Source organism: Pseudomonas sp. LBUM1671 (genome assembly GCF_059695685.1).
Map to the genome: position 1 here is coordinate 5,244,451 of NZ_CP166782.1, position 20,997 is coordinate 5,265,447.

Here is a 20,997-nt window from a genome sequence, read left to right on the forward strand (position 1 = left end):
CATCGAGACTCGGTTATGTTTGGCCGAAGGCTTGTGTCATGATGATCCGACCGCAGGTTAGTCGTCCTCTCTCTATATGAATAGATCTTCCGCGTTGCTCCTCGCTTTTGTCTTCCTCAGCGGCTGCCAGGTCTTGGCACCCGTTTCGTCGGACGGTACGCCGCCGGTCGAAGACAGCACTCCGGCCCCTGAAAAGCCCAAGGTTTACAGCTCATTCAGCGAAGAAACCGTCTTCAGCCTGTTGAGCGCCGAACTGGCTGGCCAGCGCAATCGTTTCGACATTGCCCTGGACAACTACGTGACCCAGGCGATCAATACCCAGGATCCGGGCATCTCCGAGCGGGCTTTCCGCATCGCCGAGTACCTGGGCGCCGATCAGGCTGCCCTGGACACCGCTTTGATCTGGGCGAAAAACGCCCCGGACGATCTTGAGGCGCAACGAGCGGCTGCCGTGCAACTGGCGCGCGCCGGGCGCTATGACGACTCCATGGTCTATATGGAGAAAGTCCTGCTCGGCAAGGGCGACACGCATTTCGACTTCCTGGCCCTGTCCGCGTCCGATACCGACCAGGACACGCGCAACGGCCTGATGAAAAGTTTTGACCGTTTATTGCAGCGCCACCCAAACAACAGCCAGTTGATTTTCGGCAAGGCCTTGCTGCTGCAACAGGACGGTGACGCCAAAGGCGCACTGGCGTTGCTGGAGGACAATCCGCCGGACGAAGGCGAAATTGCTCCGATTCTGCTGCGCGCGCGCCTGCTGCAAGTGCTCAACCGGGGCGACGAAGCCTTGCCGCTGCTGCAAAAAAGCATCAAGAAATACCCGGACGACAAACGCCTGCGCCTGACCTATGCACGCATGCTGGTTGAACAGGACCGCATGGACGACGCCAAAGTCGAGTTCTCCAGCCTGGTTCAGCAATACCCGGAAGACGACGAACTGCGTTATTCCCTGGCACTGGTGTGCCTGGAAGCCAAGGCCTGGGACGAGGCCAAGGGTTACCTGGAAGACTTGATTGCCCGGGAAAGCCACGTCGACTCGGCGCACCTGAACCTCGGTCGCATTGCTGAAGAGCGCAATGATCCACAAGGCGCGCTGATCGAGTACGCTCAGGTCGGCCCCGGCAATGACTATCTGCCCGCGCAACTGCGCCAGACTGACATCCTGATCAACAACGGCAAGACCGCCGAAGCCCAGCGCCGCCTGGCAACCGAACGCGACGAGCAACCCGATTACGCGATCCAGTTGTACCTGATCGAAGCCGAGACCTTGTCTGCCAACAAGCAGCCCGACAAGGCCTGGCAGGTTCTGCAAACCGCGCTGCAAAAGTACCCGGACGATCTGAACCTGCTTTACACCCGCGCGATGCAGGCGGAAAAACGCAATGACCTGGCGCAGATGGAAAAAGACCTGCGCCTGATCATCAAACGCGACCCGGACAATGCAATGGCGTTGAACGCCCTCGGCTACACCCTGTCCGACCGTACGACGCGCTACGTCGAAGCCAAGGCCCTGATCGAACAAGCGCACCAGATCAACCCGGAAGACCCGGCGGTCCTCGACAGCCTCGGCTGGGTGCACTTCCGCCTGGGCAACCTCGATGAAGCCGAGCGCTACCTGCGTCAGGCCCTGGAGCGTTTTCCCGATCAGGAAGTCGCCGCTCACTTGGGCGAAGTCCTCTGGGCTAACGGCAAGCAAAGCGAAGCCAGGCAAATCTGGAGCAAGTTCCTCAAGGAACAACCCGACAGCCCCATCCTGCGCAGCACCATCAAGCGCCTGACCGGATCAGAGACTCTTTAAGATTATGTTTTTGCGCCACCTTATTGTTTTCAGCTTCATCGCCCTGCTCGCCGGTTGCGCGGGCTTCGGCGCTCGCGAATCGGTCCAGGGCCAAGGCAACCCGGCCCAATGGCGCGATTACAAACAACAGCTGACCAGCCTTGATGGTTGGCAGATCAACGGCAAGATCGGTATCCGCGCGCCCAAAGATTCGGGCAGCGGTACGCTGTTCTGGCTACAGCGACAGGACTACTACGACATCCGCCTCTCCGGCCCACTGGGTCGCGGCGCAGCTCGCTTGACGGGTCACCCTGGCAAAGTCTCGCTTGAAGTGGCCAATCAGGGCCGCTATGACGCCACGACACCGGAAGCGTTGGTCGAAGAACAGCTCGGCTGGAAGTTACCCGTTTCCAACCTGGCCTGGTGGGTTCGCGGGCTCCCGGCGCCGGACAGCAAAAGTCGCCTGACCCTGGATGCCGACAGCCGCCTGGCCAATCTCGAACAGGATGGCTGGCAGGTCGAATACCTGAGTTATGCCGAGCAAAACGGTTATTGGTTGCCCGAGCGGATCAAACTGCACGGCACAGACCTTGATATCACGCTGGTGATCAAGGAATGGCAACCACGCAAACTGGGGCAGTGAACATGACCGCTCCTCGCTTGACGCTACCCTCCCCGGCCAAACTCAATCTGATGCTGCACATCCTTGGTCGCCGTGAAGACGGTTATCACGAATTGCAGACGATTTTTCAGTTTCTCGATTACGGCGATGAAATCACCTTCGCCGTACGCGACGATGGTGTGATTCGGTTGCACACCGAATTCGACGGTGTTCCTCACGACAGCAATCTGATCGTCAAAGCCGCGAAAAAACTTCAGGAGCAATCCGGTTGTTCGCTCGGCATCGACATCTGGATCGAAAAAATTCTGCCCATGGGCGGTGGCATCGGTGGCGGCAGTTCAAATGCCGCGACGACTTTGCTGGGCCTCAATCATCTCTGGCAACTGGGTTGGGATGAGGATCGCCTGGCTGCGCTAGGCCTGACGCTGGGCGCCGACGTCCCGGTTTTCGTGCGTGGACACGCCGCTTTTGCCGAGGGCGTAGGGGAAAAACTCACCCCTGTAGACCCCGAAGAACCGTGGTATGTCGTGCTGGTGCCGCAAGTCTCTGTAAGTACAGCAGAAATTTTTTCAGATCCGTTGTTGACACGTAACTCTTCTCCCATTAAAGTGCGCCCCGTTCCCAAGGGAAACAGTCGAAATGACTGCTTACCGGTGGTAGCAAGGCGTTATCCAGATGTACGTAACGCTTTGAATTTGTTAGGTAAATTTACCGAAGCAAAACTCACCGGAACTGGAAGTTGTGTGTTTGGGGGCTTCCCAAGCAAAGCTGAAGCTGATAAAGTCTCGGCCCTTCTTACAGAGACCCTTACAGGGTTTGTAGCAAAAGGAAGCAACGTTTCGATGTTGCATCGCAAGCTGCAAAATCTGCTCTAAAGGAATCGATTACTGGGTAATCGTTGCAACAGATACAGGGGCGTCGCCAAGCGGTAAGGCAGCAGGTTTTGATCCTGCCATGCGTTGGTTCGAATCCAGCCGCCCCTGCCATTTTCCTATACTCATCCAGGTTACCCTCAGCCTTCAGGTACTGCGCGTGTCCAAGATGATGGTCTTTACGGGGAACGCTAACCCCGATCTGGCTCGGCGTGTTGTACGTCAGCTGCATATCCCTCTCGGTGACATCTCTGTCGGTAAGTTCTCCGACGGCGAAATTACTGCCGAGATCAATGAAAACGTCCGCGGTAAAGATGTCTTCATTATTCAGCCGACTTGCGCTCCGACCAACGATAACCTGATGGAACTGGTAGTGATGGCTGATGCCTTCCGCCGCTCCTCGGCTACTCGTATCACTGCTGTTATTCCTTACTTTGGTTATGCCCGTCAGGATCGCCGTCCGCGTTCCGCACGTGTGGCTATCAGCGCGAAAGTCGTTGCTGACATGCTTACCGTAGTCGGCATCGACCGTGTTCTCACGGTTGATCTGCATGCTGACCAAATCCAGGGTTTCTTCGATATTCCGGTAGATAACATCTACGGCTCCCCGGTATTGGTGGATGACATTGAAGATCAGCGCTTCGAAAACCTGATGATCGTTTCCCCGGACATTGGCGGCGTCGTGCGTGCACGTGCTGTTGCCAAATCCCTGGGCGTTGATCTCGGGATCATCGACAAACGCCGTGAGAAAGCCAATCACTCTGAAGTGATGCATATCATCGGTGATGTCGAAGGGCGTACCTGTATTCTGGTCGATGACATGGTCGATACCGCCGGCACTCTGTGCCACGCGGCCAAGGCCCTGAAAGAGCATGGCGCTGCCAAGGTTTTCGCCTACTGCACACACCCTGTGCTGTCCGGTCGGGCGATCGAAAACATTGAAAATTCCATGCTGGACGAACTGGTGGTGACTAACACCATCCCGTTGTCCGCTGCAGCTCAAGCCTGCTCGCGTATCCGTCAACTGGATATCGCGCCGGTAGTTGCCGAGGCGGTCCGCCGCATCAGCAATGAAGAATCGATCAGCGCGATGTTCCGTTAAGGGCCCTGCCCTTCTCGACTGTCTCGTTGACGAAAAGCGCCCCGCCCCGGCATTCCTGTCGGGGCGGGGCTTTTTTGCCCATATCGCCTTTAGCGCTGGTCGCAACCGCTGGGGCGAATGTGGTTATTTTGGAGATACAACATGAACGATTTTACTCTGAATGCTGAAGTGCGTTCCGACCTGGGGAAAGGTGCGAGCCGCCGCCTGCGTCGTCTCGCAAGCCTGGTTCCAGCTGTAGTTTACGGTGGCGAAAAAGCCCCTGAATCCATCAGCATGCTGGCTAAAGAAGTTGCCAAACTGCTCGAAAACGAAGCGGCTTACAGCCACATCATCGAGCTGAACGTTGGCGGCACCAAGCAAAACGTAATCATCAAAGCTCTGCAGCGTCACCCGGCCAAAGGCCACGTGTTGCACGCCGACTTCGTACGCGTTGTAGCTGGCCAGAAACTGACCGCTATCGTGCCTGTACACTTTGTTGGTGAAGAAGCTCCGATCAAGAAAGGCGGCGAAGTTTCGCACGTTGTTTCGGAAATCGAAGTGACCTGCCTGCCGAAGGACCTGCCTGAGTTCATCGAAGTCGACCTGGCTAACGCCGAAATCGGTTCGATCATTCACCTGTCCGACCTCAAAGCCCCTAAAGGCGTTGAGTTTGTTGCTCTGGCACACGGCGATGACAAGGCTGTTGCCAACGTCCACGCTCCACGTGTTGCTCCAGAAGCTACCGAAGAAGGCGAAGCAGAGTAATTTCACTCTGTTTGCCGGAGTGTCTGGAAACATCGCGGACTAGAGCGTAGCGAGAAAGCGGGCGAGAACGCGGAGTTTACATAATGGTAAATGAGCACTTGTCGTCCACTTTCGCCGCACACACTGATTGCGGCGATGTTATCCACCACTCCAAGGAAGGGCCCCTATCGTGACTGCCATCAAACTGATCGTTGGCCTGGGAAATCCAGGCGCTGAATACGAACAGACCCGGCATAACGCAGGGGCCCTTTTTGTTGAGCGCATCGCGAACGCACAGGGCGTAAACCTTGTGGCGGATCGCAAATATTTCGGCCTGACCGGTCGCTATTCGCACCAGGGTCAGGATGTTCGTCTGCTGATTCCCACCACGTACATGAACCGCAGCGGCCAGGCCGTCGCGGCACTCGCCGGTTTCTTCCGCATCAAGCCTGAAGAAATCCTCGTGGCGCATGACGAACTCGACCTGCCACCGGGCGTTGCCAAACTCAAACAGGGCGGCGGTCACGGCGGTCACAACGGGTTGCGCGACATCATTGCGCAACTGGGCAATCAGAATACCTTTCATCGCTTGCGGCTTGGCATTGGCCACCCGGGCGTTGCCAGTATGGTTTCAAATTTCGTCCTGGGTCGTGCGCCACGCGCCGAACAGGAAAAACTCGATGCCAGCATCGACTTTGCCCTCGGCGTGCTGCCGGATATCCTCGCCGGGGAATGGAACCGCGCGATGAAAAACCTGCACAGCCAGAAGGCCTGACTCTTATCCGAGGGGAAACACCATGGGATTCAATTGCGGCATCGTCGGCCTGCCTAACGTCGGCAAGTCCACCCTGTTCAACGCCCTGACCAAATCCGGGATCGCGGCCGAGAACTTCCCCTTCTGCACCATCGAGCCGAACACCGGTATCGTGCCGATGCCGGATTCGCGTCTGGAAGCCCTGGCGGCCATCGTCAATCCAAAGCGCATCCTGCCGACCACCATGGAATTCGTCGACATCGCGGGCCTGGTCGCCGGCGCCTCGAAAGGTGAAGGCCTGGGCAACAAATTCCTCGCCAACATCCGCGAGACCGATGCCATCGCCCACGTGGTCCGCTGCTTCGAAGACGAGAACGTGATTCACGTCTCCAACAGCGTCGACCCGAAACGCGACATCGAAATCATCGACCTGGAACTGATCTTCGCCGACCTCGACAGCTGTGAGAAGCAACTGCAGAAAGTCGCGCGTAACGCCAAGGGTGGTGACAAGGACGCCGTGGTCCAAAAAGGCCTGCTGGAGCAACTGATCGCTCACTTCACCCTCGGCAAGCCAGCGCGCACCCTGATGAAGACCATGGGCGCCGACGATAAAGCGGTGATTCGTGGTTTCCACCTGCTGACCACCAAGCCGGTCATGTACATCGCCAACGTCGCTGAAGACGGTTTCGAGAACAACCCGCTGCTGGACATCGTCAAAGCCATCGCCGAAGAAGAAGGCGCCATGGTGGTTCCGGTCTGCAACAAGATCGAAGCCGAAATCGCCGAGCTTGAAGACGGCGAAGAAAAAGACATGTTCCTCGAAGCCCTGGGCCTGGAAGAACCTGGCCTGAACCGCGTAATCCGCGCCGGCTACGAAATGCTGCACTTGCAGACCTACTTCACCGCCGGTGTCGAAGAAGTCCGCGCCTGGACCGTCCGCGTCGGTGCCACCGCACCACAAGCCGCTGGCGTGATCCACACCGACTTCGAAAAAGGCTTCATCCGCGCCGAAGTCATCGCCTACGACGACTTCATCCAGTACAAGGGCGAAGCCGGCACCAAAGAAGCCGGTAAATGGCGTCTGGAAGGCAAGGACTACATCGTTAAAGACGGCGACGTGATGCACTTCCGTTTCAACGTCTAAGTTTTCAAGACGAAACAGCCGCACAAGAAAAAGCCGCGTTTGATACGCGGCTTTTTTGTGCCTGAAATAATCATCCGCCACACCACCAAACCAATGTGGGAGATTCTATGTTGCCCGGCAACCCTGAATTCTCAGGCTGACAGGTATTCGCTCTGATTTTTCATCAGGGCAAATGCCACTCGACAGAGCTTTCGGGCCAAGGCAACCAAGGCCTGGGTTTTCGAGAAGCCTCTAGCCAGGTATGCCTCGTAAAACGGCTTCCATTTAGGCGAGCGACACGCCGCCATTGCGGCGTTGTACGCCAAACGACGAACCTCCGGATCTCCTTTTTTGGTCAGGTACCGCTGCCCATTCTTCTTGCCGGAGTCTTCGACTGCCAAGTCCATTCCCAGGAATGCGATGAACGCATCGCTGTTCGCAAAATCGCCCCGCATAAAGGTCGTCGCCAACCCGGTTGCGGTCAGTTCCCCAACGCCTTCGATGGCTTTGCAGCGATCAATATTCGCCTCAATTCCCGCCTCTTTGCTGACCTTGCGCAGCAGTTTCTGAATCGCCTGATCCGCTTGCTTGAACGCCTTCTGCTGAGCGACCTGCACTTTCTTCAACAAGGGTTCATTGGCCCAACTCAACATCAGCCCAGCATGGTTCTGGATCAGCGTTGCACGTCTGTGAAGCAGGCTTTTCAGCGAGCTGTAGGCCTTGGGTGGCGGGCTCCAGACCCGCAGTTTGCTTTGTTCATTCTCCAGGTAACGCGCCAGCAAACGCGCATCGCAGGGATCGTTCTTGGCTCGTTGGCCAACGCCACGGCGGTAATGACTCACGCGATAAGCATCCACCACGTAGACCTGATGACCCATCTCATGGGCCAGCTCTACCGTGTCCAAGTGGTAGATGTTGGTGGCTTCAACGGCGATAGCGCTTTGGGCAGGCAGGGTTTTAAGCCAACGCTTGAGGGCGGTTCGATCGTTCTTGATGTCTTGAATGATTTGCAGGTCGGTGCGATAGACAGCAATTTGGGCCTTGGCGATATCGATACCAACAACCGTCTGCGAAGTAAGGATTGTCATGACGAATCCTCGGAGCTAGGGTTTAAGTGCTTGTTGGGGTCTACCGTTGCGCTGGCTTGTCTCTATCGTCGGTTTACCGATGAATTCCTTATCGGCGCTTTGGGTAGAAGGGGCGGGACGAGAAGTCTCCCACAGTCTGTACTGGTCAGAGTCAGAATCGAGTCTGTAGTCCCACCCACCCCTTCAAGTCTAAACATACAAGCGAGCCTGCTCGCGATGGCGGAGTGTCAAACGACATCCATGGTGAATGTGAGACCGCAATCGCGAGCAGGCTCGCTCCCACAGGGGATTTGTGTTTGGTCAGGGCGTATTGGTTTTTGGCAGGAAGATCGCCAGTACGCCTAACAACGGTAAGAACGAACACAGGTAGTAGACGTATTCGATGCCGTGAATGTCGGCCAAATGCCCGAGCAACGCCGCGCCAATCCCGCCAAAACCGAACATCAATCCGAAGAACACCCCGGCAATCATTCCGACATTGCCCGGCACCAGTTCCTGGGCATAAACCACGATGGCCGAGAACGCCGACGCGAGGATGAATCCAATCACCACGCTGAGAATGCTGGTCCAGAACAGATCAACATGCGGCAGGATCAAGGTGAACGGCGCAACACCAAGGATCGAAAACCAGATCACCGCCTTACGGCCAATCTTGTCGCCAATAGGGCCACCGAAGAAGGTCCCCGCTGCCACCGCACCCAAGAACAGGAACAGATGCAGCTGCGAACTGGCCACCGACAGGTCGAACTTCTTGATCAGGTAGAAGGTGAAGTAGCTGGTGAAGCTCGCCATGTAGAAATACTTGGAGAACACCAGCAGCCCGAGCACCACCAGCGCACTGATCACCCGACGTTTCGACAGCCCGTGAGTGGCGGCCTGACCTTGCTTGAGCTTGAACAGGTTCAAGTGATTGGCGTACCAGCGGCTGATCCGATAGAGCACGAACAGCGCAAACACGGCGAACAATCCGAACCAGGCCACATGACCTTGGCCAAACGGAATGATGATCGCCGCCGCCAGCAATGGACCAAAAGCGGAACCGGCATTACCGCCCACCTGAAAGGTCGATTGCGCCAAGCCGAACCGCCCGCCCGAGGCCAGCCGTGCCACACGAGAGGCTTCGGGATGGAAGGTCGACGAGCCGATGCCGATCAACCCCGCCGCGAGCAGAATCATCGGGAAGCTGCCGACCACCGACATCATCAAAATGCCGATCAGCGTGCAGACCGTTCCCGCCGGCAGCAGCCAGGGTTTGGGATGGCGATCGGTGTGGTAACCGACCCACGGTTGCAACAATGACGCGGTCAGCTGAAAGGTCAGGGTAATCAATCCAACCTGGGTAAACGTCAGGCCATAGTTGGCCTTGAGCATCGGATAAATCGACGGCAGCACCGACTGGATCAAATCGTTGATCAAATGCGCCAGCGCCACCGCGCCGATGATGCGCATGACCAGCGGGCTGCTTTGTGGAGTCGCGGGTGCCGACGTCGCGCCGGTCTGAGCGTTCGTAATAGCCATGAGATTTTCCGTACAGCAGATGGGTGCACACGGGCAGGTGCGTCAATGTGCCATTTTTCAGTGCAGCAGCGCCATCCCCTTAGCCTGCTAACGACCTCGACTTTCATCGCCGAGGAGGTGATAGCGCAACGCCATGGTCTGAATCTTGCGTTGTTAATCCGCTTCAACGCGGCCCCTTACAAAGGGGACCGAGAATGGGAAGTTTCGCCACAGAGTCGGCCTACAGAGCTGACAAGGGTGAACTTTCGAGGCCTTTTAAAGGGGCACAAGTCGCGGTCGCAACGACCCCGACGCACGCCATTGGTGCGTGGTGTCCAGAGGAGTCATGGGGCATGCAGGCTTTTTTATCACCGGGGATTGGATTGCTGGGGCGTTTTGGCTTCGCACGCAAATTTCAGCTGTTGTTCCTGCTGTTTATCCTGCCGCTGGCGGGCAGCCTGTTGATGATCGGTCAGGACTATCGGGCCAAACTTAATTTGATCTCCGGCGAACGTGCCGGCGTTCGTCAACTGCTCGCCCTGGATGCGCTGGATAACCTGCTCGCCGCCCAACGTGACCGCGCGGCGCGTTGGCGCGCGACGGAAACCAATCGCCAGCCAACGCCTGCGACCCTTGCCGCGATGGCCGCGTTCGATGCGGTTCAACCCGCCGTCGCCCAAGCCACCACAGACCTCGGTAATGCGCTTAAAACCGAAGGCGCCGAGGGCGAAACCCTGACCCGTTATCAGGCGCTGCAAACCGCACTCAACGGCCTCGACTCGAAAAACCTGAGCAGCGTCGGCTGGTGGCCGGATGGCTACGATCGTTTCACCAATGCCTTGAGTGCGCTGCAAGCCTTGCGCGAGCAGATCGCCATGGACAATCGCCTGACGCTCGCGCCGTGGCTGGAAACCTACCTGCTGACGCAAATCTCGACGCAACATGCGCCGGACCTGATTGAGCGGGTTGGCCGCCTGGCCAGTGTCGGCCAGGCATCGGTGGTGTCCGGGCAGTTCACCCTGCAAAGCCGTCTGCAACTGCGCGATTTGCGCAGCCGCATCGGCGATGCCCGGGAACAGTTGGTGAAAACCGCCAGCCTCCTGGAAGCACGCCTGCCCAGCGCCTTGCAGAGCTGGGCCGGGCAATACCACGACAGCCTCAAGCATCTGGACGCCGAACTGAAAGTCCTCGATGACGGAGTCTTCGGCGGCAGCATCAAGCTCAAGCCGGAAGAGTTCGAACGCAGCCTCGACAGCCTGCTCACCGACCTCGCCTCGCTGCGCCAGCAGTCGCTGGTGTCGCTGGATCATCGCCTGGATTACTACCATGGATCGGCGATAAGCCAGTTCATTCTAGTGGCGACAATCTTTGGCTGCCTGCTCCTGGCGGCGCTGTACCTGTTCATCTGCTTGCAGACCTCGATCCGTCGCAGCGCCAGCGGCATCACCCTGCTGGCCGAAGCGTTGCGCGACGGCAACCTCAGCCTGCAAGTGCCGGTGCAGGGGCGCGATGAATTGGCGGCCATCAGCACTGCGCTGAATGTCGCGGTGGTGCAACTGCGCAACAGCTTGCTGGGGGTCGATCACGAAACCTTGCAGGTGAGCAATGCGGTGCGCACCCTCAACCATCACTCGAGCGGCGCCCTTGGCGAAGTTGAAGCGCAGCAGTTGCAGATCAGCCAGATCGCCGCTGCAGCCACGCAATTGGCGGCCACCTCGCAAGGGGTCGCCCAGAGTTGTGAACAGGCCTCCGGCAGCGCTCAACACACCCAGCGCATTGCGGCCGACAGCAGCCGCGACAGCCAACGCACCACGGCGAGCATTCAGCAGCTCAACCAGCGTTTGAACGAGACGGCGGCAGCACTTGGCCGGGTCAGCGAACAAGGGCAACAGATTCAATTGGTGGTCGACACCATTCGCGGCGTCGCCGAACAGACCAACCTGTTGGCGCTCAATGCGGCCATCGAAGCGGCTCGCGCTGGCGAACAAGGTCGCGGCTTTGCAGTGGTCGCGGATGAAGTGCGCAGCCTCTCGCAACGCACTCAATCCTCCACCGCGCAGATCGCCGGCACGGTCGACAGCCTGCGCAGCACGGTGAATGAAGCGGTAAACCTGATGGAAGCGGCCTGTAACCAGGCGCAAAGTGACGCCCAGTCGGTGACCGGTTTAGGCGAACGCCTCGGGGAAATTGCCCTGGCGGTACAAGGCGTGACCGACACCCTGGCGCAGATCGCCACGGCAGTTGAGGAACAAGCCAGCACAGCCGATGAAGTCAGCGGCAACATCCAGCAGGTCGATCAGGCAGCGGTGAGATTGCTCGAAGGCGCCCGGGCGGTGAACCTGGCGGCGGACACCTTGAGCCAGGGCAGTAAGGCCTTGAGTGCCAATACCGGGAGATTTCAGCTCAGTTGACGCCCTCCTCCGGTCCGGATTTTCGGGTCAGGTGGATAAGCGGTTGAAAGCGTAGAGAAATATTTTAGATTTACGCTTGACGCATCTGCATTACCGGTGAATAATGCGCGCCACTTGGCTACATAGCTCAGTTGGTTAGAGCATAGCATTCATAATGCTGGGGTCCGGGGTTCAAGTCCCTGTGTAGCCACCAAGTACTAAAAACGGCTTACCGAAAGGTAGGCCGTTTTTTTATGCCTCGAGAAAAGCGCCTCTCAACAGCACATCAAGAACGAATCGTCGGCAACGCCGACAACGCCCGCTCCCAAATTTGCCAGGTCCTCAGCCAGACCATCGCCTGCCAGTCGCTGTCGGCAGGATAGAACTGCTCCAGCAGATTCAGTTTGATCTCCCGCCCTACCGCATCACTCGGATTGCCGTGCAGATGCAGCCAATGATCATCGCGCAAATGACGATGAACGTCCGGCCCCGGATACGTCCCGCACTCGATCACGAACGGCATCAGTTTTACCTGCGGCAGCGCATTGATCAGCGCCTGCGAGGTGTAGCCCGTAGCGGTGGCCGCCACACCGGTCTCACTCAAGGTGTCGGCGCTCGTGAGCAACGTGTAGAGCCACGGACCGTAGATGGCCTGCGCATCGGGCAGCGCGGGATAAGCGCCCTCGGTGATGGCCAGCAACATCGGATGACCGTATTCGCCAGCACCGGTGTGCAAGTCGAAACACATTGCGACCTCGCCATGGGAAACATGCTTATGCAGGATTTCGTGCAGCGTACGGTTCGACCAGCTCGGCGCCAGCCCGCCATAAAACAGACCATCGGGATGACTGTGCTGGCCACCCTCGACAATCGACATCACCGCCGGCCAGCCGTGCTTTTGAATCTGCTCGTCGAGCAAGGCATCGGCGCGACCACGCTCGGGGCCTCGCAACTCGGTGAAGGCATAGATTTCATGCAGCGCTGCGTAAGCCCGATTGTCCGGCAGCGGACGTTCGAAGTTCAGGTGATTGCGGTTCAGGTCGATGTTGTCTTCGTTGACCCGACGCAGCCACGCGGTGCCCCAGGGATTGATCAGGTGGATCATCACCACCGCGACATCGGCCGGCAGTGAACGCTTGCCCAACTCCTGCATCCATTTGATCTGGCATCCCGATCCATAGAAACCTTCCACTCCATGGGTGCCGCTCAACGCGATCAGAAGTCGCTTGGCGGCCGGATCGCCCAACACCGCCACATCGGTGCTCAAGGGCTCGCCGAATGGCCCTGTGAGTGGGTGAGGATACTCGGTCAACGTCGCTCCGGCCGCGGTCGCTGCCGCGAGGAATTGCTCACGTTGAGTGCGATAACTCGGCTGCGTGGGAAACTCGGTCTGCATGGCTGCCTCTTGTTGATCTTTTGACCCGTCTGTTGCCCTCGACCCTACAGAAAATCTGTCGACTGATGAAGGACAAAAGCGCCTGTGCTGTAGTCCGTGATTTGCACCTCGCTCTGGCGGCCGATAAAGTCCCATGATCTTTTCCCACGGACGGAGTGCCCACACGTGTTCTCAGCCTTCCACTTGAGCCGCTATCGCCTGTCAGCCCTTTCGCTGATCGCCACCGCGCTGACCCTCGCTGCCTGCAGCGCTCCGCCCACTTCGACGTTGCCAATCGCGCCGGAAGTTGCGTCGGGTTATCGCACCGACCTGAAAACCCAATACGCCTCGAAACACATGGCCGCAGCCGCCAACCCTCTGGCAGCCGAAGCCGGCCGGGAAATACTGCGTCAGGGCGGCGCGGCGATTGATGCCGCGATTGCCATGCAAGCGGTGCTGACGCTGGTGGAACCGCAATCCTCGGGCATCGGCGGCGGCGCGTTCATTGTGTTGTGGGATGGCAAGAACGTGCGCACGTACGACGGTCGCGAAACCGCTCCGGCCGGCGCCACAGAGAAGCTTTTCCTGCAGGCCGACGGCAAACCGATGGCCTTCACCCAGGCGCAGATTGGTGGTCGCTCGGTGGGAACGCCCGGCGTATTGCGGGCGCTTGAGTTGGCTCATGAGAAACACGGTCGCCTGCCGTGGGCGCAGTTGTTCGAACCGGCCATCCGGCTCGCGGAGCAAGGTTTCGCCATCTCACCGCGCCTGCATCAGCTGATCGCTTCAGACTCATCCATGCGCCGCTCGCCGGACATGGTGGCGTATTTCCTGAATGCGGATGGCAGCCCGAAAGCGGCCGGTACTCAACTGAAAAACCCGGCGCTGGCCGCGGTGTACAAACGCATCGCCAAAGAAGGGCCGGATGCGTTGTACAAAGGGCCGGTTGCGCAAGAAATCGTCGCCAAGGTTCAGGGCCATGCCAACCCCGGCAGCCTGTCGCTGAACGACCTCCAAGGCTACACGGCCAAGGAGCGCGCGCCGCTGTGCACCGACTATAAACGCTGGCAGGTTTGCGGCATGCCGCCGCCATCGTCGGGCGGGATCGCTGTGGCGCAGATCCTCGGCACACTCCAGGCGCTGGAAGTTCGCGATCCGCGCTTCGCCTTGGCCTCAATGAAACCGCTCAAGACGGATAAATCCGCCGGCACCGAGCCGACGCCAGAAGCCGTGCACCTGATTTCCGAATCCGAGCGCCTGGCCTATGCCGACCGCGCGCTGTATCTGGCCGACGCCGACTTCGTACCTGTCCCCGTCAAAGGCTTGGTGGACCCGACCTATCTGGCCAGCCGCGCCGCCCTGATTGGCGATCGCAGCATGGGCACGGCCAAACCAGGGACTCCTCCGGGCATCAAGGTCGCCTACGCGCCGGATCGCTCGCCGCTGCGCATCTCGACCTCGCAAGTGGTGGCGGTCGATGACGAAGGGGGCGCGGTGTCCATGACCACCACCGTTGAATCCGCGTTCGGTTCGCACGTGATGGTGCAGGGCTTCCTGCTCAACAACCAGATGACCGACTTCTCGTTCATCCCGGAAGAAAACGGGCAGAAAGTCGCCAACCGCGTCGAACCCGGCAAACGCCCCCGCTCGTCCATGGCCCCGACGCTGATCTTCGATCGCCAGAGCGGTGAATTCCTCGCCACCGTCGGTTCGCCCGGCGGCTCGCAGATCATCGAATACGTCGCCAAATCCACCATCGGCCTGCTCGACTGGAACCTCGACCCGCAAGCGGCCATCAGCCTGCCCAACTTCGGCAGCCGCAACGGCCCGACGGAGCTGGAAGAGGGTCAGTTCAGTGCCGGGTTGATTCAGGTGTTGAAGGACAAAGGGCACAGCGTGAACGAGATCGACATGACCAGCGGCACCCAGGCGATTGTTCGGGTGAAGGATGCACAGGGGAAAGCTTCGCTGGCTGGCGGGGCCGATCCTCGGCGGGAAGGGGCGGCGTTGGGGGATTGAGTCCTACGAATAAATGAGAAAGGGCTTACCGGGAGGTAGGCCCTTTTTTATAGATGCCATTCGGGACAACGGCGTGTTGCGCAACTACACGCTCACATACACCCAAGCTTCAATCCCGGATTGAAGGACCACACTGACACGCTTGTAATCCGACACTTCATAGCGGTCAGCGGCCGCCAGTTCCTCGGGTGTGATCTGGAACACCATCCCCGGAATCGGCGCGCTGCTGTCGCTGCCCGGCCGAAGAATCGGGTGATGCGTCTTGCCACTGGTGGCCAACACCGCGGGGTCGGTGATTTCCACCAAGGACTGCTCGTAACCCAGCATCGCGTCGGCACGGCCAGTCAGTTCGCGCCCGAAGTTGGCCAGTTGCACGACTTTGTCCTGCAAGGTGCCGTAGGAAAACAGGTTCACCGTTTTATCGCTCATCCATAAATCCTTGATTGAATAGTCGCGTGCCGCTCAGCGAGTGATCTTCAGCGCTTGCCGTGCCTTGTGCTTCTCCAGCGCCAGATCGATCAAGCGGCTGACCAGCTCGCTGTACGTCATGCCGGTGGCTTGCCAGAGTTTGGGGTACATGCTGATTCGGGTGAAGCCGGGCAACGAGTTGATTTCGTTGATCAGCACTTCGCCGCTGTCGGTCAGGAACACATCGACCCGCGCCAGCCCGGAACAGCCCAGCACCTGAAACGCTTCGACGGCCAAGGCGCGGATGCGCTCACTGGCTTCGCTGCTGATGTTGGCCGGTACGACGACCTCAGCCGCTTGAGCGTCGATGTATTTGCTGTCGTAGGAATAGAAGCCGCTGCGCACCACGATCTCGCCACAACCGCTGGCAATGGCGTCCTCGTTGCCGAGCACGGCACACTCTATCTCGCGGCCACTGACAGCGGATTCGATCAATACTTTTTCATCGAAACCCAGGGCCAGCTCCACAGCCGCCGTGTATTCGGCTTCGTCACTGACCTTGCTCACGCCCACGGACGAGCCCTGGTTCGCCGGTTTCACGAATATTGGCAGTCCGAGTTTGCCCTGGACTTCGGCGAATCCGGTGCGCGCGGCGCTGACACGGTTCAATGTCACGAACGGTGTGACCGCAATCCCCGCGTCACGCAGCAGGCGCTTGCTGATGTCCTTGTCCATGCACACCGCCGAGCCAAGCACGTCGGAGCCGACAAATGGCAAATCCGCCATGCGCAGCAGGCCTTGCAGGCAACCGTCTTCACCCAGCGTGCCGTGCACGATCGGGAAGATCACGTCGACGTGGCCCAGCAGTTCCTGGCCGGAGGTTTCGACCAATTGCTGGCTGGCCTTGCCCGGCACCACGGCCAGTTCCCGGTTGGACTGGTTGAGGGCGATCAGGGCCGGATTTTCCTGGTTGAGCAGGAAATTCGAAGGATCGTTGAGGTGCCAATGACCTTGTTTGTCGATACCGATCAGCACCGGTTCGAAACGCGACCGATCCAGCGCATCGACGATGTTTTTCGCCGACTGCAGCGACACTTCGTGCTCTGCCGAACGACCACCAAAAATCACACCTACCCGCAGTTTACTCATTCAAAACACCTCAACGATTGGCCACCAGATGCGCGCCGAACAGCAAGTAGCAACTGCCGGCAAAGCGATCCAGCCATTTACGTGAACGATCATAGGCCCCCGCGACCCGACGGCTGGCGAACAGCAGCGCCACACTGCAATACCAACTGAATGACAAGGTCGCCATGGTCAGCACGGCCAGCGCGAGCAACATGGGTGGCGGGGAGGCAGGCATGGCAGTGGCGAAAATCGTCGCCACGAACAGCGCAGCTTTGGGATTGGTCATATTGCCTACAAAGCCCCGGCCATAAGCCGACAGCAACGTGCGCCCTGCCCCGTTCAACGAACTGTCCCCCGGCATCACCGCCGGTTTGCGCTTGAACTGTTTCAGGCCCAGGTAAATCAGGTAACAACCACCGGCAATCTTGAAGCTCAGGTACAACGTCGGTGCTGCGCTGAACAGTGACTTGATGCCAAGGCCTCCCGCCAGTCCCCAGAGTACGGTGCCCGTCGCCACGCCCAACGCAGCCACTACGCCATGGCGGCGGGAGCAACTGGCGGCCAATTGCGCGGTATTGAAAAAATTGGGGCCCGGCGTCACTACCGCCACCGTCCATAAAAGCGCCAGGGACAACAGCGGTGCGGCGTAGCTCAGAGGAGTCATTTCCATAATATCGGCGCCTTCGTGGCTTCAGAGAATGCTCGATACCTTGCAACATTTGCCCACGGTTTTCTACCGGCCCAATGGCTTTTGTCGGGCAGCAGACAGGTGGCCGGTCCCTGGGTTACCGTGTTCACATTGAGTTCAAGACAACGACACCATGGCCAAGCAACCGCCTCCCATCGACTGGTTCCACCGCGCCCCCGACGTGGGCGGGGTTAAGCGTTTCGAGGCGTTTTTTGCAGGCCACGGCTACGACCTCCACCGCCATGACACCTATGCAATCGGCCGCACCCTGGCCGGCGTGCAGAGTTTTCAGTACCGCGGCGGCTGGCGCCACAGTCTGCCGGGCGGGACGTTGGTGCTGCACCCGGACGAAGTCCACGATGGCGAGGCCGGCACCGAGGCCGGTTTCAAATACCGAATGATGTACATCGAACCGGCGCTGATCCAGCAGATACTTGGCGGGCAGCCGCTGCCGTTCATCAAGACGGGATTGTCGACCGACCCACGCCTGTTCGCCGCCACCGATGTGCTGTTGCGAAGCCTGGATTGCCCCCTCGATCCATTGGAGGAACAGGACGCGCTGTTCGATCTGGCACACGCCTTGAGCAGCGTCTCCGGCGCGCCCGACAAACGCCAGCGCTTCGACTACGTGGCGGCAGAACGCGCGCGGGAGTTTATCCACAGCGCCCTGGATCGCACGGTGACACTGGAGGAACTGGCGCAACACAGCGGCCGGGATCGCTGGAGTCTGTCGAGGGATTTTCGCCTGTTGTTCGGCACCAGCCCTTATCGATACCTGACGATGCGCCGCCTGGACCTGGTCCGCGCACTGCTCATCCAGGGCCAGTCGCTGGTCAGTGCCGCGCTGATCGCCGGCTTCACCGACCAGAGCCACATGACCCGGCAATTCAGCAAGACCTACGGCCTGTCGCCCGCCCGCTGGATGAAAATGCACCAGCGCTGAGCCACGCACAATCGTGCAAGAAACCCGCTGTCGTGCTGACTATCGTGGATTCACGATCAACCACGAGAGCTCGTTTCATGAACGCCTACCAAAGCCTGAACTTCGCTGAAAAAATCGCCCGGATCGACTCGCACTGGAGCCCGCGGGTCATCGCCGAAATGAACGACTACCAGTTCAAAGTGGTGAAATTGCTGGGGGATTTCATCTGGCACGATCACCTGGATACCGACGAGACCTTCATCGTGCTTGAAGGGCAGTTGCGCATCGACTTTCGCGATGGCCACGTTCTGATAAACGCGGGCGAAATGTACGTGGTGCCAAAGGGTGTCGAGCACAAACCCAGCGCCGAACAGGAAGTGAAGTTGCTGCTGATTGAGCCCAAGGGTGTGTTGAACACGGGCAGCGAGGGTGGCGAGCGCACCGCGCAGAACGACGTCTGGGTGTGAAAGGCAGCCGGTTTACGGCTGCAGGGTCTTGCCGTCCACCGGGTCACCGATTGTCAGGAAATGCCCGCCAGCCACGTGGTGCAGGGTGCGCAGTGCATCGTGCCCTTCGAAGTGCCAATGGCCCTCGCTGAACACGCGCTCATCGGCCTGGGCAGCAATCACCTCGGCCACGAACAGATCGTATTGCTGATGATTGTTGGGCTCCGGCAGCAGTCGGCATTCCAGCCAAGCGACGCAACCTTCAAGCATCGGTGCATCGATCAGCTCACCGCTGAACGTCTGCAGGCCATAGACCTGAAACTTGTCCTGACCCTGGCCTTGAGTCAGTTCCAGTCCCGACGTCGAGCCCACAGTCTGGGCGATATCGGCCTGTGCAGCGCAGGGAACGTTCAACACGAAGGTTCCCGACGCTTCCAGCAGTTGTCGGGTCCAGGTGGACTTGTCCAGCACCACGGCGATTTTCGGCGGCTCGAAATCCAGCGGCATCGCCCACGCGGCGGCCATGATGTTGCGCTGACCGTCATGCGCCGCGCTGACCAGAACGGTCGGCCCGTGATTGAGCAGGCGATAAGCCTTGGACAAGGGAACCGGACGGCGATGGGAAACGCTCATGAGGGCTGCTCCTGTGGAAAACGCCGATTGTAGCGATTTCCAAAAGGAGCGCAGGTATCAAGTCGCCAGTTGATTGGCGAACTGCCCGACCGCGTTCACCACTTTCTGCGCGCCGTCCTGGATCTCGACGATCACCGTGCCCGCCTCCGCCGCCAGCGCCAGGCCTTGTTCAGCCTGGAGTTTGCCGTCGGTCATCAGGGCCACGGCATTGCGCGCCATGTCCTGGTTCTGACGCACCACGCCGACGATTTCATCGGTGGCCTGACTGGTGCGCGAAGCCAGTTGCCGGACTTCATCCGCGACCACGGCAAAACCCCGGCCCTGCTCACCGGCGCGCGCCGCTTCGATCGCCGCGTTAAGCGCCAGCAGGTTGGTCTGTTCGGCAATGCCGCTGATGGTTTTGACGATGGTGCCAATGACCAGCGACTGCTCGTTCAGCGCTTCGATGCCTTCGCCGGCGGTCTGCATATGCCGGGCGAGATCACGCATCACGTCCACGGCTTGAGTCACCACGGCGGTGCCGCGCTGGGCGCTTTGATCGGTTTGCTGGGAGGTGCTGTAGGCGATGTTGGCCGCTTCGGCGACCGCCTGCTCCTGATTGACCTGATCGGTAATCACCGTGGCGAACTTCACCACTTTGTACAGCGTGTTGTTGGCATCGACCACCGGGTTGTAGGACGCCTCCAGCCAGACCACACGACCGTGGCTGTCCACACGCTTGAAGCGGCCCGCCACGAACTCGCCAGCGTTCAAACGGCGCCAGAAGTTCTGATACTCAGCGCTGCTGTACTCCTCAGGTTCGCAGAAAGTACGGTGATGTTTGCCTTTGATCTGCGCCAGGCTGTAACCCATGCCGCTGAGGAAGCGCTCGTTGGCCGCCAGCACGTTGCCATTGAGATCGAACTCGATGACCGCCGTCGAACGCACCAGCGCACCGATCAGGTTCTCATGCTCGCGGGACGCCTCGATGGTGCGGGTCAGGTCGCTGGAGTAAATCGAGAAGTGCTTGATGCGCCCTTCCGAGGACCGCACCGGCTGCGCGATCGAGCGCAGCCAGGCTTCTTGGCCATTGCCACGCAACAAACGCACGGTGCCGGCGAAGTGCTCGCCACGGGTCAGCGCAGACTTGAAGCGGTGGTGGAATTCGTCCGATTTCACATGGGGAGGGACGATGTCTTCGATGTGCCGGCCGATCAGGTCGCTGCTCTTGTAGAGCATCTCGCCGAGGAAGTTCTGGTTGACCGATTGAATCCGCCCATCGGGATCGAGGGTCAGGACCAGCATCTCGCTTTCCAGACTTTCCTTCACTTGCTGAAGGCTGGAGAGTTCTTCGCGAAGAGCCGACAGCTCCTGCTTCAAGCGTTTGTTGAACATGGAAAGCACCGATGGACAGGGAAGGAAAGCGGCATGCAGCCTAACCATCGGCC

The 20,997-nt window shown here is 59.2% G+C and carries 19 protein-coding genes, 2 tRNA genes and 1 pseudogene; 13 read left to right on the forward strand and 9 right to left on the reverse strand.

Features of this window, described 5'->3' with window-relative positions; translation table 11 throughout:
• The first annotated feature begins 76 nt into the window (after positions 1-76).
• From ACA060_RS24235 to ychF, 8 genes are all read left to right on the forward strand, one after another.
• Entirely contained in the window at positions 77-1,801 is a 1,725-nt protein-coding gene (locus ACA060_RS24235) for a tetratricopeptide repeat protein (protein ID WP_109634805.1), read from the forward strand.
• A 4-nt stretch (positions 1,802-1,805) separates the two neighbouring features.
• Positions 1,806-2,423: a lipoprotein insertase outer membrane protein LolB gene (gene lolB, locus ACA060_RS24240; RefSeq protein ID WP_109634806.1), complete on the forward strand. Its 618-nt coding sequence runs from the start codon at positions 1,806-1,808 to the stop codon at positions 2,421-2,423.
• A gap of 2 nt (positions 2,424-2,425) precedes the next feature.
• Complete coding sequence (ispE, locus tag ACA060_RS24245; protein ID WP_497318344.1) at positions 2,426-3,277, forward strand: 4-(cytidine 5'-diphospho)-2-C-methyl-D-erythritol kinase; 852 nt, start codon at positions 2,426-2,428, stop codon at positions 3,275-3,277.
• Between the two features lie 36 nt (positions 3,278-3,313).
• Positions 3,314-3,388: transfer RNA gene (locus ACA060_RS24250), tRNA-Gln, on the forward strand.
• A gap of 46 nt (positions 3,389-3,434) precedes the next feature.
• Entirely contained in the window at positions 3,435-4,376 is a 942-nt protein-coding gene (locus ACA060_RS24255) for a ribose-phosphate pyrophosphokinase (RefSeq protein ID WP_003208392.1), read from the forward strand.
• A 141-nt stretch (positions 4,377-4,517) separates the two neighbouring features.
• On the forward strand, positions 4,518-5,120 hold the full coding sequence (locus ACA060_RS24260; protein WP_109634809.1) for a 50S ribosomal protein L25/general stress protein Ctc: 603 nt from the start codon (positions 4,518-4,520) through the stop codon (positions 5,118-5,120).
• Between the two features lie 169 nt (positions 5,121-5,289).
• Positions 5,290-5,874, forward strand: coding sequence for an aminoacyl-tRNA hydrolase (gene pth, locus ACA060_RS24265; protein ID WP_046030136.1), 585 nt, complete (start codon positions 5,290-5,292; stop codon positions 5,872-5,874).
• Between the two features lie 22 nt (positions 5,875-5,896).
• Positions 5,897-6,997, forward strand: a complete 1,101-nt coding sequence (ychF, locus tag ACA060_RS24270) for a redox-regulated ATPase YchF (RefSeq protein ID WP_046053455.1) — start codon at positions 5,897-5,899, stop codon at positions 6,995-6,997.
• Positions 6,998-7,128: 131 nt separating this feature from the next.
• Here ychF and ACA060_RS24275 read toward each other — a convergent pair whose 3' ends face one another.
• Both ACA060_RS24275 and ACA060_RS24280 read right to left on the reverse strand, forming a co-directional pair.
• On the reverse strand, positions 7,129-8,064 hold the full coding sequence (locus ACA060_RS24275; protein WP_497312732.1) for an IS110 family transposase: 936 nt from the start codon (positions 8,062-8,064) through the stop codon (positions 7,129-7,131).
• Positions 8,065-8,364: 300 nt separating this feature from the next.
• Positions 8,365-9,582 carry an MFS transporter gene (locus ACA060_RS24280; RefSeq protein ID WP_497313682.1) on the reverse strand — a complete coding sequence of 406 codons (1,218 nt, stop codon included), beginning with the start codon at positions 9,580-9,582 and terminating at the stop codon, positions 8,365-8,367.
• A gap of 332 nt (positions 9,583-9,914) precedes the next feature.
• Here ACA060_RS24280 and ACA060_RS24285 point away from each other — a divergent pair, with 332 nt between their 5' ends.
• On the forward strand, positions 9,915-11,972 hold the full coding sequence (locus tag ACA060_RS24285) for a methyl-accepting chemotaxis protein (protein ID WP_497313684.1): 2,058 nt from the start codon (positions 9,915-9,917) through the stop codon (positions 11,970-11,972).
• 116 nt (positions 11,973-12,088) lie between these two features.
• Positions 12,089-12,165, forward strand: a tRNA-Met gene (locus ACA060_RS24290).
• Positions 12,166-12,237: 72 nt separating this feature from the next.
• On the opposite strand, the gene ACA060_RS24295 is transcribed toward ACA060_RS24290, so the two are convergent.
• On the reverse strand, positions 12,238-13,347 hold the full coding sequence (locus tag ACA060_RS24295) for a DUF2817 domain-containing protein (protein WP_497313685.1): 1,110 nt from the start codon (positions 13,345-13,347) through the stop codon (positions 12,238-12,240).
• A gap of 165 nt (positions 13,348-13,512) precedes the next feature.
• On the opposite strand from ACA060_RS24295, the gene ggt reads away from it, so the two are divergent.
• Positions 13,513-15,345, forward strand: a complete 1,833-nt coding sequence (gene ggt, locus ACA060_RS24300; RefSeq protein WP_497313687.1) for a gamma-glutamyltransferase — start codon at positions 13,513-13,515, stop codon at positions 15,343-15,345.
• Positions 15,346-15,429: 84 nt separating this feature from the next.
• On the opposite strand, the gene ACA060_RS24305 is transcribed toward ggt, so the two are convergent.
• From ACA060_RS24305 to ACA060_RS24315, 3 genes are read right to left on the reverse strand one after another with little or no spacing between them, the layout of a single operon-like run.
• On the reverse strand, positions 15,430-15,774 hold the full coding sequence (locus ACA060_RS24305) for a gamma-glutamylcyclotransferase family protein (protein ID WP_497313689.1): 345 nt from the start codon (positions 15,772-15,774) through the stop codon (positions 15,430-15,432).
• 33 nt (positions 15,775-15,807) lie between these two features.
• Entirely contained in the window at positions 15,808-16,902 is a 1,095-nt protein-coding gene (gene ddlA / locus ACA060_RS24310; protein WP_497313691.1) for a D-alanine--D-alanine ligase, read from the reverse strand.
• A 10-nt stretch (positions 16,903-16,912) separates the two neighbouring features.
• Positions 16,913-17,551, reverse strand: a complete 639-nt coding sequence (locus ACA060_RS24315) for a LysE family translocator (protein WP_497313693.1) — start codon at positions 17,549-17,551, stop codon at positions 16,913-16,915.
• A gap of 151 nt (positions 17,552-17,702) precedes the next feature.
• Here ACA060_RS24315 and ACA060_RS24320 point away from each other — a divergent pair, with 151 nt between their 5' ends.
• Together ACA060_RS24320 and ACA060_RS24325 are read left to right on the forward strand one after the other, a co-directional pair.
• A complete protein-coding gene (locus tag ACA060_RS24320; RefSeq protein WP_497313695.1) occupies positions 17,703-18,512 on the forward strand; it encodes an AraC family transcriptional regulator in 810 nt (269 codons plus the stop codon).
• A 77-nt stretch (positions 18,513-18,589) separates the two neighbouring features.
• On the forward strand, positions 18,590-18,958 hold the full coding sequence (locus tag ACA060_RS24325) for a cupin domain-containing protein (RefSeq protein WP_109634825.1): 369 nt from the start codon (positions 18,590-18,592) through the stop codon (positions 18,956-18,958).
• A 12-nt stretch (positions 18,959-18,970) separates the two neighbouring features.
• Here the strand turns inward: ACA060_RS24325 and ACA060_RS24330 are convergent, their stop codons facing one another.
• From ACA060_RS24330 to ACA060_RS24340, 3 genes and pseudogenes are all read right to left on the reverse strand, one after another.
• Positions 18,971-19,570 (reverse strand): flavin reductase family protein, encoded by a 600-nt coding sequence (locus tag ACA060_RS24330; protein WP_497313697.1) that lies wholly within the window; start codon positions 19,568-19,570, stop codon positions 18,971-18,973.
• A gap of 57 nt (positions 19,571-19,627) precedes the next feature.
• A complete protein-coding gene (locus tag ACA060_RS24335; RefSeq protein WP_370655159.1) occupies positions 19,628-20,188 on the reverse strand; it encodes a methyl-accepting chemotaxis protein in 561 nt (186 codons plus the stop codon).
• Positions 20,168-20,992, reverse strand: a pseudogene (locus ACA060_RS24340) (PAS domain-containing protein); the annotation flags it as partial. The pseudogene ACA060_RS24340 and the gene ACA060_RS24335, both read right to left, overlap by 21 nt.
• Positions 20,993-20,997 lie beyond the last annotated feature (5 nt).